The 13946-nt window shown below is 43.0% G+C and carries 12 protein-coding genes; 1 reads left to right on the top strand and 11 read right to left on the bottom strand.

Annotation, left to right across the window (positions count from 1 at the left end; all coding sequences use genetic code 11):
• Positions 1–63: 63 nt before the first annotated feature.
• Together LYNGBM3L_RS01370 and LYNGBM3L_RS42610 are read right to left on the bottom strand one after the other, a co-directional pair.
• On the bottom strand, positions 64–3471 hold the full coding sequence (locus LYNGBM3L_RS01370; protein WP_008178138.1) for a tail fiber domain-containing protein: 3408 nt from the start codon (positions 3469–3471) through the stop codon (positions 64–66).
• Between the two features lie 13 nt (positions 3472–3484).
• Positions 3485–3658, bottom strand: a complete 174-nt coding sequence (locus LYNGBM3L_RS42610; protein ID WP_154659646.1) for a hypothetical protein — start codon at positions 3656–3658, stop codon at positions 3485–3487.
• A gap of 78 nt (positions 3659–3736) precedes the next feature.
• On the opposite strand from LYNGBM3L_RS42610, the gene LYNGBM3L_RS42615 reads away from it, so the two are divergent.
• Positions 3737–3877: a hypothetical protein gene (locus LYNGBM3L_RS42615; RefSeq protein ID WP_154659647.1), complete on the top strand. Its 141-nt coding sequence runs from the start codon at positions 3737–3739 to the stop codon at positions 3875–3877.
• A 97-nt stretch (positions 3878–3974) separates the two neighbouring features.
• On the opposite strand, the gene LYNGBM3L_RS01375 is transcribed toward LYNGBM3L_RS42615, so the two are convergent.
• From LYNGBM3L_RS01375 to LYNGBM3L_RS01415, 9 genes are all read right to left on the bottom strand, one after another.
• Complete coding sequence (locus LYNGBM3L_RS01375) at positions 3975–4769, bottom strand: phage tail protein (protein ID WP_008178140.1); 795 nt, start codon at positions 4767–4769, stop codon at positions 3975–3977.
• Positions 4770–4775: 6 nt separating this feature from the next.
• Positions 4776–5777, bottom strand: a complete 1002-nt coding sequence (locus LYNGBM3L_RS01380; RefSeq protein ID WP_008178142.1) for a baseplate J/gp47 family protein — start codon at positions 5775–5777, stop codon at positions 4776–4778.
• A 12-nt stretch (positions 5778–5789) separates the two neighbouring features.
• The gene (locus tag LYNGBM3L_RS33525) at positions 5790–8978 is read right to left on the bottom strand and encodes a putative baseplate assembly protein (protein WP_008178144.1); all 3189 of its coding nucleotides are present in this window, start codon (positions 8976–8978) and stop codon (positions 5790–5792) included.
• Positions 8978–9370, bottom strand: a complete 393-nt coding sequence (locus LYNGBM3L_RS01390; protein WP_008178146.1) for a GPW/gp25 family protein — start codon at positions 9368–9370, stop codon at positions 8978–8980. The genes LYNGBM3L_RS33525 and LYNGBM3L_RS01390 overlap by 1 nt, the downstream gene beginning before the upstream one ends.
• A gap of 166 nt (positions 9371–9536) precedes the next feature.
• Entirely contained in the window at positions 9537–9935 is a 399-nt protein-coding gene (locus LYNGBM3L_RS01395; RefSeq protein WP_008178148.1) for a PAAR domain-containing protein, read from the bottom strand.
• Between the two features lie 12 nt (positions 9936–9947).
• Positions 9948–10595, bottom strand: coding sequence for a phage baseplate assembly protein V (locus tag LYNGBM3L_RS01400; RefSeq protein WP_008178149.1), 648 nt, complete (start codon positions 10593–10595; stop codon positions 9948–9950).
• Positions 10592–11659, bottom strand: coding sequence for a phage late control D family protein (locus tag LYNGBM3L_RS01405; protein ID WP_008178151.1), 1068 nt, complete (start codon positions 11657–11659; stop codon positions 10592–10594). The genes LYNGBM3L_RS01400 and LYNGBM3L_RS01405 overlap by 4 nt, the downstream gene beginning before the upstream one ends.
• A gap of 153 nt (positions 11660–11812) precedes the next feature.
• Positions 11813–12571: a CIS tube protein gene (locus LYNGBM3L_RS01410; RefSeq protein ID WP_008178153.1), complete on the bottom strand. Its 759-nt coding sequence runs from the start codon at positions 12569–12571 to the stop codon at positions 11813–11815.
• Positions 12562–13946: hypothetical protein (locus LYNGBM3L_RS01415; protein WP_044491910.1), on the bottom strand; the 1385-nt coding region annotated here is incomplete at its 5' end. The genes LYNGBM3L_RS01410 and LYNGBM3L_RS01415, both read right to left, overlap by 10 nt.

Below are 13946 nucleotides of genomic sequence, written 5' to 3' on the forward strand. Positions count from 1 at the left end.
GGGAACAGGGAGCAGGGAGCAGGGAATAGGGAAGAAGTAAAAAAATCTGTTTAGCTGATTAGGCTAAAAAGCGCTAGATTGACTTTTCTGTTCCAAAGTTTGTACCTTCTCCATTAGCAAGGAAATCGTATTGTTTTGCTCCTTCACCACTTTAGTTAAAACCGCCACGATATCCATCGGACTGAGGGTTTTCCGATCATGACTGGCCACTAAATCCGGCACATCTTCGGCAATAAATCCAATGTGGGTTTCTTTTTGGTGATCTTTTTTGTAGCTGAATTGGACCGGATTGAGTCCTTCCAGGGTTTCTATGGCGTCTTCTATTGCCAGGGTATTAATATTCTCTTTCAACTCTCGTGAGGATACTTGCCCAATAGTGCGATATGTTAAATGACCATTCACATGCACATTACCCTCGAAGTAGCCAGCATAACTAGTCTTGCCACCACTGGCAACACCGTATACACCATATACAATTGCACTGCTATTATTCTGAGCATCGGCTCTGCCGTAGACACCAAATCGGGTACCACTCGGACCACCTGTTGCTCGTGCATACAAACCATATTTAGTGCCATTTTCATTGCCAGTTACAGTGCTGTGAACTCCGAAGGCGGTAGTATTGCCGGTATTAGTAGCAGTGAAATGGCCACCATATTGAGTTTGTCCTCCAGAGGCAATACCCCTGACACCAAATCGGGCACCACTGCTACCACCCGTTGCTTGTGCATGCAAACCAAATTTAGTGCCATTGCCATTGCCCGCTACTTGGCTCCAAACTCCGAAGGCGTTAGTATTGCCCCTATTAGTAGCAATGAAATAGCCACCATATTGAGTTTGTCCACCAGAAGCATTACCGTAGACACCAAATCGGGTACCACTGCTACCACCCGTTGCTTGTGCATGCAAACCATATTTAGTGCCATTGCCATTGCCACTTACAACGCTTTGAACTCCATAGGCCGTTCTATTGCCCGTATGAGTAGCAGTGAAATAGCCACCATATTGAGCGCTACCACCAGAAGCACCACCATAGACACCAAATCGGGTACCACTGCTACCACCCGTTGCTTGTGCATACAAACCAAATTTAGAGCCACTGTCACTCCCATGTGCTTGGCTGTAAACTCCGTAGGCTGAATCTCTGCCCGTATGAGTAGCAATGGCCTTAACAGTTCCAGCCACCTCTAATTTTTGAGTAGGATTATTTGTCCCAATCCCGACATTGCCAGCATTATAGTAAATCCTGTTACTACCACCATCAGACCACTTTGTGCCACCAGCGCTAATACCAGTTAAACCAGAACCATCCCCTTCAAACCTAGTGGCTTTAACAGTTCCAACTACCTCTAATTTTTCCGTAGGATTTGTAATGCCAATACCAACTTTTTTAGAACCAAGACCAACTGATAAAACTGGTTCTCCGCTTCCTTGAAAAACCATTAGATCTCCGTGTTCTCGGTATTCAACTCCCCAGTTTCGATAACGTGGGGAATGAGCAATGATTGGTCGAGGTGCATTGTTTGTACCACTTTGATGGATGTACATCATGGGGGCTGTCCCATTGGCAAATCCGATTGAGCCGTTAACCGTGAGTTCAGCATAGGTACTATTTGTACCAATACCTACATTGCCATGGTTATAGTAAATACTGTTATTACTACCATCATACCACTTGGTTTCACTGCCAGCCCTAATACCAGTTAAACCAGAACCATCCCCTTCAAACCTAGTGGCTTTAACAGTTCCAGCTACCTCTAATTTTTCCGTAGGATTTGTAATGCCAATACCAACTTTTTTAGAACGAAGAGCAACTGATAAAACTGGTTCTCCGCTTCCTTGAAAAACCATTAGATCTTCGTGATCTCGGTATTCAACTCCCCAGTTTGGATGAGATGGGGAATGAGCAATGATTGGTCGAGGTGCATTGTTTGTACCTCTTTGATGGATGTACATCATGGGGGCTGTCCCGTTGGCAAATCCGATTGAGCCGTTAACCGTGAGTTCAGCATAGGTGCGATTTGTACAAATACCTACATTGCCATGGTTATAGTAAATACTGTTATTACTACCATCAGACCACTTTGTGCCACCAGCGCTAATACCAGTTAAACCAGAACCATCCCCTTCAAACCTAGTGGCTTTAACAGTTCCATCTACCTCTAATTTTTCCGTAGGATTTGTAATGCCAATACCAACTTTTTTAGAACGAAGACCAACTGATAAAACTGGTTGTCCGCTTCCTTGAAAAACCATTAGATCTTCGTGATCTCGGTATTCAACTCCCCAGTTTCGATAACGTGGGGAATGAGCAATGATTGGTCGAGGTGCATTGTTTGTACCACTTTGATGGATGTACATCATGGGGGCTGTCCCGTTGGCAAATCCGATTGAGCCGTTAACCGTGAGTTCAGCATAGGTGCTATTTGTACCAATACCTACATTGCCATGGTTATAGTAAATACCGTTACTACCACCATCAGACCACTTTCCAGCACCAATACCAGTTAAACCAGAACCATCCCCTTCAAACCTAGTGGCTTTAACAGTTCCAGCTACCTCTAATTTCTGCCTAGGATTATTTGTGCCAATACCAACATTACCATCCACTGTCAGAGCACCAGTGGTATGTAACCCATCATCCACCCTCAACGCTCCAGATGAATGCCCTGAGCGAATTACCCCTGTAACTTTCACTTCATGATTATCCGCATCCCCCAAGGACACATCCCCAGCAATATGCTCGGTATCACGGGCAATCACATCCCCTTTTACTTCCAGGTTTCCATTCACTGTCAGGGAACCATCGATGGTTGAATTTCCGGTCAGATTTAAGTTTTCGGCGGAAATGGTACCATCTAGCTCTAACTTATCGAGGTTAGATAACTTAGGACCAGCAAGCTTGCGTACAGAATTATCCACTGCATTTTCACTAACCTCACCGTTGTTGTCTAGGGTCACCCGTGCCAACAGAATCACATTATCATCGGTAGGGGCAAAACCAGTTTTTACATCTACATTACCGTCTTGGAGATTGTCTTTACTTGTTTTACTCCCGTAAATGACAAACTTGGGACGTTCAGTGGTGCGAGTGTATTTTTTATCATTACCTACCGCTACTTCGTCACCATCATCCTTAATTTCATCATAGATGACGGTAATTTCAATAGTTGTAGTTGTATTGGGTTCTAGTTCTAATCCATCTAAGTTAATCGTGTTAATCGTGTCCGGTACTGTACAATCCGGTAAAACAATAATTTCTCGACCATATTTATCAATGGCCATGCCCTCACTAACCGCAATTTTTTTCTGCCCGGCTCGGGTTACTTCTAATCCTTCCACCACACCCCAGTCATGGAGTAAGCTATTGTGACGCAGGCGCATGTCACGATGGTAGGCTTGCTCATCGTTAAAGTCTTTTTCTACTAGAAACTGGGAAGTAAAGTAATTGGGACGTTGAATATATTTCATAATCCTTAAGTAGTCAGAGAAAAGTAAAATTAACTAGACTTCTTGCAGAAGTCGGGAACAGGGAACAGGGAACAGGGAGTAGGGAGCAGGGAGCAGAGGGACTTTTGGCAACTTTACACAAGTTAGTACAGTCGTCCAGGTATAGCAGTCGCCAGCGATGCAGCGCGGTCTTGGGGGTTTCCCCCATGAGCGACTGCATCAAGACAGGGCAGTTAGGACATGACAAAAGTCTCAAACCTAAGTAAGCGATGCAGAGGTGCGACCCGTGGCGAATTTAATTCGCCTACGGAAAGCGCACCTAAGCGGTCTTGGGGGTTTCCACGGGGCTTACAAGGTGCGGACGCAGGTTCCGCACACAGCCCCTCCCCATGAGCGACTGCATCAAGACAGGGCAGTTAGGACATGACAAAAGTCTCAAACCTAAGTAAGCGCAAGAGTTTGACTTCTGACTTCTGACTTCTGACTTCTGACTTCTGACTTCTGACTTCTGACTTCTGCTACACTTACTCTCCTAAGATAGATTCCTCATTTTCGGTAATCTTGCCCAAAATAGTATTAATTCCAATCTGGGAACCCGTAACTTCTTCAGAATCAGAATCAGAATCAAAAGTACCACCAATCTGCGTGGTGTAAATAATTTCTAGTCTGTACTTGCTATGGGCTGGTTTTTCCTGTTCGATGATGGCATTAGCGATTTCTATTTGTCGTTGGAGTTGCTCTGGGTTTAATCCTTGAGCTGGAGTGATTCTTACTATAAAAAAGTGGGGGATACCACCACCAAGGTAAGTGCCTCTACCCAGCAGCGATCGCGAGGGAAGTCCTTCGGGGTAAATTGGAATTTCTTCGAGGTCAATTGGGTTTTCGGGCTCCAGGAGTTGGGTGTCACCAATTTGAAATTCGGCATTGGAAGCGTCGATAATGGTGACTTTTTCCTCGTCCTCTAGAAATAATTCTAGCAGTTCTTGTAAATTGTCTTTAGTCCCTCGAAAACGATACAGTCTGACGGTATTGGCCAGAAATTTCCGTTGTTTTTGGACATCTAAATCTGCTCTGAGACTCAAAGCTACCCAGCTAGATAACCAGGGCAGAAAGTCTGGGGGTGTTTTGTTGGGATGGAAGTAATTAGAAATACGGGCAATTTTTTCTTCTAAACCCTGCTCACAAAAGTTGATCCCATCTGCACGACCCAAAAGAATATTTTCAAAGGGTAGTAAAAATTGACCGACGAAAGGATCGCTTTGATAAATCTCTGGCAGATAGTCTAAAAGTTTACTGGGGGAACGGGCTGAGTTTTTCATTGGTTTTTAACCGTTGAAATCAAGGGTTTCTAAGGGGGATATGATGTCTATATCGCTGGCGGTAAGATCTAAATACACTAGTTCTTCTGGTTTGACCTGGATAGCACTTAGCTGTCCGTTGGTTTTAACTAGGCGTTGTTGATTGTTTATGGCATCAGGACGAGGAAAAAATACTTCGTCTTGCTGGTTGGTTTTGGTGACATAATCCACACCTTCTAGTTCATCAAGTAGTTGATAAAGTTCCGAAACATAAACATTTCGACCAAATGGCCAACCTTGAGGATTGTCAGGATTTGGTAGGGGATCGAAAAAGTTTTCCAGTGCGTTATTTATGTTGGCCCTAGTGGTTGCTACGTCTGCTTCTCGGTTGAGGTGTATGGTTAATCTGATGCTAATGGTGATGTAGCGTGGCATAACTACATGGATTGCGGTGCCAATCAATCGCCGTTCTTCTAAGTGGTTTTTTACCTCGTTAATCAGCCTTGAGCTTGGTTGAGGGGGGCTATTTTCACGATTATTGCTGTCGGGGATAATCACAATACTCACATGACCTGGTTGATCCACAGGTTCGACTAAGGCATTTTCGACTAAGGCATTTTCCGAGTCCAGGTTACGTCGAGGTATACAGTGTGCCCTGGCAACGGTATCATCTGTATCATCTGGTTTCATGTCTCGGGCTAATTCCACAAAGTCGGCACAGGTGATGGCTCGGTAGCGATCGCGTACTTGGGTAATTGCCTCTTTAATCTCTTTCTGTAAATCCTCCTTTTGCTGCCAATCTGGTCCATTCAGCAGTTGTAAAAACATCCGCATATTGGCCTCTGTCACCCGATTTTGCCGATAGAGCAGCATTTCGGTAAGGTAGGCAAACAGCTCAATGACGGTAATACCAGGATCAGAAGGATTGTGATTAGTCCATTGGGGCGCATAGCTGGGAATCATACCCAGGGCTTCTTGCACCAAGTCGTCATAGGTGCGGTCATCAAGATTAGGCAATTCTATTGGCATGAGTTACCCTCCTCAGGATTCCACAAAGGTTAAATTGATGGTGTGGTTGCCGGAATAAACTAAAAAGCGATTAGTCTGGCTAGCACCTTCTAGTTCTTCGATGTCATTCACCTCCAAGCTAGAAACATGGTCTACTCCCGGCACTCTCTCCAGTAGTCGGTATAAGTCCGATTTATAGGGTTGACGACCAAAATTCCAACCCATTCCGTCAAAACCACCGGTTAGGGGATGCAGAAAACTAGCTAAGGTTTGTTCCACGGTTTGTGCTACCTCACGAGATCCTTCTAGGGAAGTAACCGCAATTTCAGTGGTAATATTGACACGGACATAGAGAGCGCCCACTACAGAGATTGCCACTGTGGGTTCAGTGTAGGCTTGTAGGTAGTTTTGGACGCGCTTGATTAGCTCCAAACTGGGTAGGGGTTTAGCCTCAGTGGAGCGGGGTACAATAATTACACTCACTGTTCCCGATGAATCTAGCTTGGTATCCAGTCCAGCCAGGGGATTGGTTTTCAAATTGGCTAAGGGTACACACTTGGCTCTGCTTACCTCTGGTGAAGCCAGCTTGGCTAAATCTTCGTAGTCTTCCCTAGTCACAGCACGCTGACGATGGCGAATTTCCTTAGGTGCGCGCTCGATTAGGGAGTCAATGGTTTCAGCTTCTGCCCCCCCTGCTGCTGCTTGATGGTTAATCACTTTGTCCACATAGGGGACTGTGGTTTTGAGTTGGACAATCGCCCCAGCGGGTTTGTTTCCAGCAGTTCCACCACCAGTTTGATAGCGACTCATGCGGATATTGCCTTGACCAGGAGGAGGAATCAGTCCATTGCGTCCATCCCCAAAGGTGATTTTTCCGGTAAGATTATCAAAGACATAATGGCGATCCCGTGGTTTTGATTGATAGAAATCCGGGACTTGATGCCAACGAACCCAAATCTCTTGCGGTCTTCCGGTTTCATTAGTAGTAACCGTAATCGCCTTTTCCCCTTCTTCAAGGAGAATTTTGTCCTTTTCTAGGGCAGACGGTATTTCCGGTTCCCGCACTTCCAGCTCTTGACCTGCTAATATTGGCTGACTAGTTGTATTAAATTTTTGATTTTCAGTCCCGTCACTGGAGCCAACAATTTCCTTTTGGATCGTAGCTGTTTGTGCTGCCATGGTAGTATTCAGCAGTACTTGTTTCAGCCTAGGTTCAACGTCGTAGTCACCCTTTAACCATTTAACCCGGAGCCAATAACGGGGAGGTAAATTAAAGTCTTCCCTTGGTGAAAAATCCCCTGGTGGCAGAAATTCAATTAAACCGGAACGGGTAAAGTTTTCGGTTTCATCTCTTATGGTTAGTTGTTGCCATGCTTGGCCATCCCAATATTCCCATACTAGTTGAACTTGTTCAGTTTTATTCAATTGTTTAACAGCCGTTGCATTAGGTACTAATGTAACATTATTATCTCCATATTTTACCTCAGTTACACAGTAAAAAATGCTGATTTTACGATTGGTAAATTCTGTTCTAGCTAATGGTAAGCTAAAACCCATATAGAAAGCTTTTTGAACAAGTTCGCTTCTTTGAAAAGGAAAGAAAGGTTTAGGACTATTAGTTAAATAAACGAAGTCATTGTAGGTGATAACGTCTTCTGGTTCTTCGTCTGATAGTGTTAAGGTGTGGCTAACTACAATTGATTCAATCAAGGGTGGCGCAAATGTTGCTGGCTGAAATTGATAGCTGTCTCCTACTTGTTGATAAGATGCTTCTCTACCATAGTTACCTGCACTAATTCGCACACGAATCCAGAAACTTTCTACGCCATTAATAGTTATGGGAGCAGGTTTTTCAAATAAGGGAAACTCTACCTGACCATTTTGAGTAAAAACTTGAGTAGTGTCTCTGAATCCATAATTTTCTAAGCTAGAAATACCTAATTCTTGCCAAATTTTTCCATTCCAAAATTCCCACTTAAGTCTTAAATTATTTGAAGCGTCTGTAGGCAAAGGAAAGTCATCTGGTTCACCGCGACTTTCTGTGGCGGGATTTCTCAAGTTAACCTGAAGAGTAATTTGAGCATTTTCTTGAGAAAAAATCTGACTATTGGCTAAATATAAGGTATCTCCTAGCTTCGGTTTTTCACCAAACGGGAAAAACTCTTTAGTTAAATCAACGGGTAATTGATTAAGAAAAGCCGTTTCGATTAATAGTTCAGTGGAACGAATATTAGCTTCAAGTTTGATATCCTCAATTTTCGGTAATTGATTGACACTGGTAATGGGAGTTACTAAACAGCAACGAATCCAACGATTAGTTACTGAATTAACAGTAGTTAACGGTAAAGCGGTAATATTACTAAATTGAATGTCGCGATCGCCAATTTGAGTCAAGCCTTCAGTAGTTTCATTATTTCTCGGTGTAATATCTTGCCAATTAACTCCATCTTCCGTTTCCTGCCAAATTTGCCATTGTACTTCTCCTGGAGTACCAAGGGCTTGTGATAAATTAATCTTTACTTTAAAGGTATCAATTTCAGCAAACCCTAAAAGTTTGCTATGCCCAATGTATAAACTATGTTCAATCTCTTGGTTGCCACGAAAAATATCAACACCTGGTGATGCTGGCGTAGTAATAATTGAACTATGATTACTATACAAATACTGTTCTGGATCCCGCACAAAAATAGAGTCTAATTTTGCGGCTGTTACTACCAATTCCCGTTCAGTTTCAAAAATAACAGGGTCTTGTTCTCCTTCCCCTGGAGGTGCAGCAACTTGTGTCCCTTTTGGGACTACTGCATCAACGATAGTTCCGGCAGCTAAGGAAAATGTCAAGGGTACTCGTGCTGGTTGGGGTGGTAACCGAGACGCTCCTAATAAATCTAAAAAGGCTAAAAAGTTTTTATTTGGAACTTGATTGAGTCGCTCGATAATAATCTCGGCAAAACGGGCAAAGATATTAACTATAGCAGCACTCCTTCCTTGAACAGGTTGAGTTTTTCCTGTATAGTGTGTGATAAGTTCCTGAAGAGGTTTAGTTTCTCCTGTATCTGTATGTTTTCTAAATTCCTGAAGTAGTAATGCGAGTCGATATAACCTGCTCTGTATAAGGAGCGAGAAGGCAAAAATCACTACTTTACAGGAATTTTGTCCATAGAGAACTTGATTGGCAATATCCTTTGCTGTCCGTTGATAAATTTTGGGCGCTAGTTTAACCATCAACCTGCACTTCCTTCTAGATAAAATGGATAAACTAGGTTAAAAACATTATTGGTTGCTCGCACTTGATAGTCGATATTGACCAGCATTTGTTCTGGAATAGGGGATTGAACGCGCACATCTATAACATCAATGCGGGGTTCAAAGAACAGTAGGGCTTCCTGTATAGCTTGGGATACTTTACCAGCAGTGGCAGGTGAATTGGGCTCAAAAACTAAGTCATAAATGCTGCAACCAAAGTCGGGACGCATCGCTCGCTCACCTTTGGCAGTACCAAGGATAATTACAATTGACTGGCGTACACTCTCTTCATATTCGGCAACTTGGAAATCTCCCTTAGTATCTAAATTGATGGGAAATCCTACTCCAATACCTAAAAATGGTTTAGACATATAGCGTTTTTAAATTATGTGAGATACAAATTTTTTTTTGGGCTTTAGGGAACAGGGAACAGGGAACAGGGAACAGGGAATCATATCCCCCCCTTATTAAGGGGGGTTAGGGGGGATATCATCTCCCTTATTAAGGGTATTTAGGGGGGATATCATCTTCTCCGTTTCAGCCAATAAAAACTGTACCGACTGCGATTACTTGTCCGATTGGTAAATCGGCAGGATCATTACAAGTCTCAGCAATATCTCCATTTCTTGCTGCTTGTTTACCGTTAATTTTTACCGTTGGGCTACCAATTTTAATCGTTCCTTTATTAGCAGGAGGACTTTGAAAGGCAGTGCCAGGAGGTGTGGGAATATGAGGTGGAGTATTATCCGCAGTGCTATCTACAGTTGCTGCTGGCATTCCCATAATATTGACATCACTGCTGAGGTTGCCATTGATAATGCCCGCAAAAGGATGAGGTAGGGGAGTTGGTACTGTTACTGGTCCTGAGGGTACCATCACAATATGAGTATCAATAGCGGTAATTTGGTCCCCTTGTTTGGCTGCTGGTTGTCCCATAATTAAATTAGACTAGTTTAGATTAATAGTTTGACCTTTAAGATTCATGGTGCTACTGGCTTTAATATCCATTGCTGCACCGGATTCAACTTTGGTATCTGCTGAAGATTTGATTTCAATATTTTCTGCCTCTAGTTTAATATTACCTTGGGATGCTGATAAAGTAATGTCTCCATCGGTGGTAATAGCAATAGTGTTGTTAGCTGTATCAAAAATAATGCTGTTTTTATCGGTTTTATCAACAATTTCAATAGTTTCTGCCCCCTCTTCATCATTGAGACGGATGACATGACCGCTACGAGATTTGATTACCCGGATATTATTAGCACCATCTTCATTAGTTGCTGGTGGTAATTCTTTACCATTCCACAAAGACCCGATAATATAGGGCAAACGGACATCACCATGTTCAAAAGCTACTAATACTTCGTCATCTACTTCTGGCAAAAAATAAATCCCTCGTTCATTTCCCGCCATTAGTGTAGCTATCCGCGCCCAGTCACTTTCGTCTTCATCACTTAGCCAGGGGTATTTCACTTTAACCCGACCTAGTCCTTCTGGGTCTTCATTGTTGGTCACTACACCAACTACGACACCATAAATACGAGATGCGATCGCTCGGTGGGATTGACTATCCAAAAGTAGTTCAGACAATTTCATTGAGCATTCCTCCGCACTGTAAATTTAGTATGATATTGGCTATTACAATAGCGATGCAGGACACTGGTAAGATAGTATTGACCGCTAAAGCGCTTGCCTACACCATCAATTTGAACTACTATTCCTGCTCGTAAATCTGTACGCCCTCGACAAATTCCTTCTCCACTAATTAACTCTAGATTGAGTTGCTGAAAACGGGCTTGAGCCAGCTGATCTGCTTCCGCTTGGGTAATCATTGGGTGATTGCTCAGGGTTTTTACTGCTGTACCAAAAGCATCTTCGCTTAAAGCTGCACCACTAGTTTCTCCCCCCATTTTGCTTCCTTCATCACCAGTGGCGGCGCGTCCGATAATTGCTTGCTTTTCTTTAGGATTCCAACCCTGTACTTTGACTTCATTCACTTGACTTGCAGAGGACATACAGGGATAAAATTCCAGTAGGTCATCAGTAAACATTAGGGTGAGAATTTCACTATCTTGATTAGCCGTAGGTCGAAATACTAAATTTCGATCTTCCACCATCACCTCATAATTAATTTTTCCTGCCCTTTCTTGCAAAAACTCCATATGAGTTTGATTAGCTTGTAAAATATAGTCATGCACCACCCCACTATCTTCTACTTGGGCAGAAAGTCCAACCTGCTGGGAAATTTGTGCTGCGATGTCACTATCTTTTAGTTGCACAAAAGTCTGGGTATGACGACCACGATGTAAGCGATGGCTGCGATCATAACCCCTAATCATTACTTTGGGTAATCGCTGAATCGTAAACTCTGGTTCTATAGCGGTAATTTCCCCAACCATGAGGGTAGTTAGGTTTCCCCGGTAACCCAATTTCACTTCTAGGGTATTCCCAATACTGAACAAAGAGTTATCCAACCACAATACTTCCCCTTCCTGCACATCCAAACTGCCCAATTCTAAGGTAAACATACTGGGCAAATTAATCTCTTCGTCTACTGTTAACCCAGTAATATGGAACTGTGCTGACTCTGGTAAACGCGAACCATTAACTAGAATTTCATACTTGGTAAATATTGAGGATTGGGGTTGGGTAAATGGCATTTTTAAAAGTTAAAAGGGAGTAGGGAGTAGGGAGTAGGGAGTAGGGAGCAGCGGATCTGGGAACAGGGAACAGGCAAGAGGCAATAGGCATGCTAGCAATAGGCAATAGTAACGCATAACCCTTGGGCTTGCTACAGCAATCAATCATAACTATCAAAGCAATTTGGGAATAGTTAAGGTTTTACCAATGTCAAGCTGACGGGGATTATCCAGTTGATTTTCTTGGGCAATGAGTCGCCACAGCTTAGGATTACCATAGACATCCGCCGCAATGCTGCTGAGGGTTTCACCGCTTTTGACAATACGAGTAGTTAATTCTGGATCGGTACGCCGTTTATCATCTTCTGGATTGAGATATTCCGAAAAAGTGATGTTGACTTTTGCTCGTATCGGTTTACCATCACTTTTGAACAGGGTGAAGGTTTGGGTCAGATTAGTAATCACCCCGACAAAAGGGAAGTCAGAATTAGTTGGTGCTTTACCCCAGTAAACCTTACAAGCTGGTGGTGGTTGTTCTTTACCCCCAACACGTTGAATGCGGGTAAGGGCAACAAGTTTATTGGTTTCCTCCCGTACATCCTCGATGGCGGTACTGTCTATTAAACGATTTTGATTTTGATTTTGATTTTGATTTTGAAGTCGTGAATTTCTAACCCCTTCGGAAACATCAAATAACAATTCCAGAGTTAATTCCCGACTTCCCCCGCCACCAAAATCTAAGATGGGGGCATTATATTCTTTTTGACTTGAACCACTCCAACTAACTCCTTTTTTGATAGCGTAGGATTCGGGGTTAAACAAAACCGTAATCTCTGGATAATTGGCTCTGTCTTCCGACTCTACAGCACGGTACTTAGTGTCTTGAGTTTTTTCCCACTTCAAAGGAATAATAGTTAGTTTAGCTAATGCCATTTTTCTATCCCCCGACGTTCTTGTTCCATCGTTAGCTGACGAGTTAGAATACGACTAACTTGTTCGGCTATTGCCTCGATATCTATATCTACCCCGTCAGCTGGAGTGGTTGCTAGATTTGACGTGGCTGTGGTTGAAGTAACTGGTGCTGTCATGGGAATGGAATTAGCTCCAGTTAGATTAGCTTGACGAGCAATCACCCCATCGCTTAACTGTTGGAGTTTCGATACTTTGGCTACAGATTCGTTATCAGTTTTGCGCCAAACTAAATCCGGTGTCGAGCTAGTTTTTCCTGTCTCGGTATCTAAATTGATATTTCTATTTGGGGTTGTAGTTGTTGTCAGTAAGGGCTGACTTGCTTTGACAACAACCGATTTAGTTTGAACTAAAGAGATATCATGATTGGGGTTAGAATCCGAGAGCTTGGTTTGTACCAAACTACTGTCTGATTCCTCTTCCTCCTGGGACCGCCAAACTAAATCCTGTGCCGAGTTATTGCTTACTGTATCCTTAGTCAGATTAGTATTTATAGTTGGGGTTGTAGTTGTTGTCGGTAAATGCTGACTTGGTTTGACAACAACCGATTTGGTTTGAACTAAAGAGATTTCATGATTTTGGTTAGAATCCGAGAGCTTGGTTTGTACCAAACTACTGTCTGATTCCTCTTCTTCCTCGGAGCGCCAGATTAAATCTGTTGCTGAGCTAGTTTTTACTTTATTCGTAGTTAAATTGATGTTGGAATTTGGGGTTGTATTTGTTGTTGGTAAATGCTGACTTTGTTTGAGGAAAACCGATTTGGTTTGAACCAAAGATATATCCTGATTGGGCTTAGAATTTGATAGCTTAGTTTGTAGCAAACTACTGTCTGATTCCTCTTGCTCCTGGGAGCGCCAAACTAAATCCTGTGCCGAGTTATTGCTTACTGTATTCTTGGTGAGATTAGTAGTTTTAGTTGGGAGTGTAGTTGTTGTTAGTGAGGGCTGACTTGGTTTGGCAACAACCGATTTAGTTTGAACTAAAGAGATATCCTGATTGGGCTTAGAATCCGAGAGCTTAGTTTGTAGCAAACTACTGTCTGATTCTTCTTCCTCCTGGGAGCGCCAAACCAAATCCGGTGTCGAGCTAGTTTTTCCTGTCGGTAAAGGCTGACTTGCCTTAGCTACAAGCAATTTAGTTTGTACAACAGAAGCTGGAGTGACTGGAGAGGGGGAATGGGAAGCACCATCTGTTTTCGGTGGGACAACCTGAGACTGAATACTTTCTGGAGGTGTAAACTCATGCTGGAGTGCAGATAAGGTTGCCTGACGATTAATCTTGACTTGCCTTGGTAAAGATTTTGGAGGTTGAGGACTAGGGCGTGTCTTCAAACTCGGAG

Origin of the sequence: Moorena producens 3L, from assembly GCF_000211815.1 — a bacterium.
In the GTDB taxonomy this organism is placed as follows: domain Bacteria; phylum Cyanobacteriota; class Cyanobacteriia; order Cyanobacteriales; family Coleofasciculaceae; genus Moorena; species Moorena producens.

Bases quoted from the DNA above. Each gene is read 5' to 3' on its own strand.
- LYNGBM3L_RS01395 (WP_008178148.1), bottom strand. From the start codon at position 9,935: ATGGGACAACCAGCAGCCAAACAAGGGGACCAAATTACCGCTATTGAT.
- LYNGBM3L_RS01370 (WP_008178138.1), bottom strand. From the start codon at position 3,471: ATGAAATATATTCAACGTCCCAATTACTTTACTTCCCAGTTTCTAGTA.
- LYNGBM3L_RS01390 (WP_008178146.1), bottom strand. From the start codon at position 9,370: ATGTCTAAACCATTTTTAGGTATTGGAGTAGGATTTCCCATCAATTTA.
- LYNGBM3L_RS01400 (WP_008178149.1), bottom strand. From the start codon at position 10,595: ATGAAATTGTCTGAACTACTTTTGGATAGTCAATCCCACCGAGCGATC.
- LYNGBM3L_RS01410 (WP_008178153.1), bottom strand. From the start codon at position 12,571: ATGGCATTAGCTAAACTAACTATTATTCCTTTGAAGTGGGAAAAAACT.
- LYNGBM3L_RS33525 (WP_008178144.1), bottom strand. From the start codon at position 8,978: ATGGTTAAACTAGCGCCCAAAATTTATCAACGGACAGCAAAGGATATT.
- LYNGBM3L_RS01405 (WP_008178151.1), bottom strand. From the start codon at position 11,659: ATGCCATTTACCCAACCCCAATCCTCAATATTTACCAAGTATGAAATT.
- LYNGBM3L_RS42610 (WP_154659646.1), bottom strand. From the start codon at position 3,658: ATGGGGGAAACCCCCAAGACCGCGCTGCATCGCTGGCGACTGCTATAC.
- LYNGBM3L_RS01380 (WP_008178142.1), bottom strand. From the start codon at position 5,777: ATGCCAATAGAATTGCCTAATCTTGATGACCGCACCTATGACGACTTG.
- LYNGBM3L_RS01375 (WP_008178140.1), bottom strand. From the start codon at position 4,769: ATGAAAAACTCAGCCCGTTCCCCCAGTAAACTTTTAGACTATCTGCCA.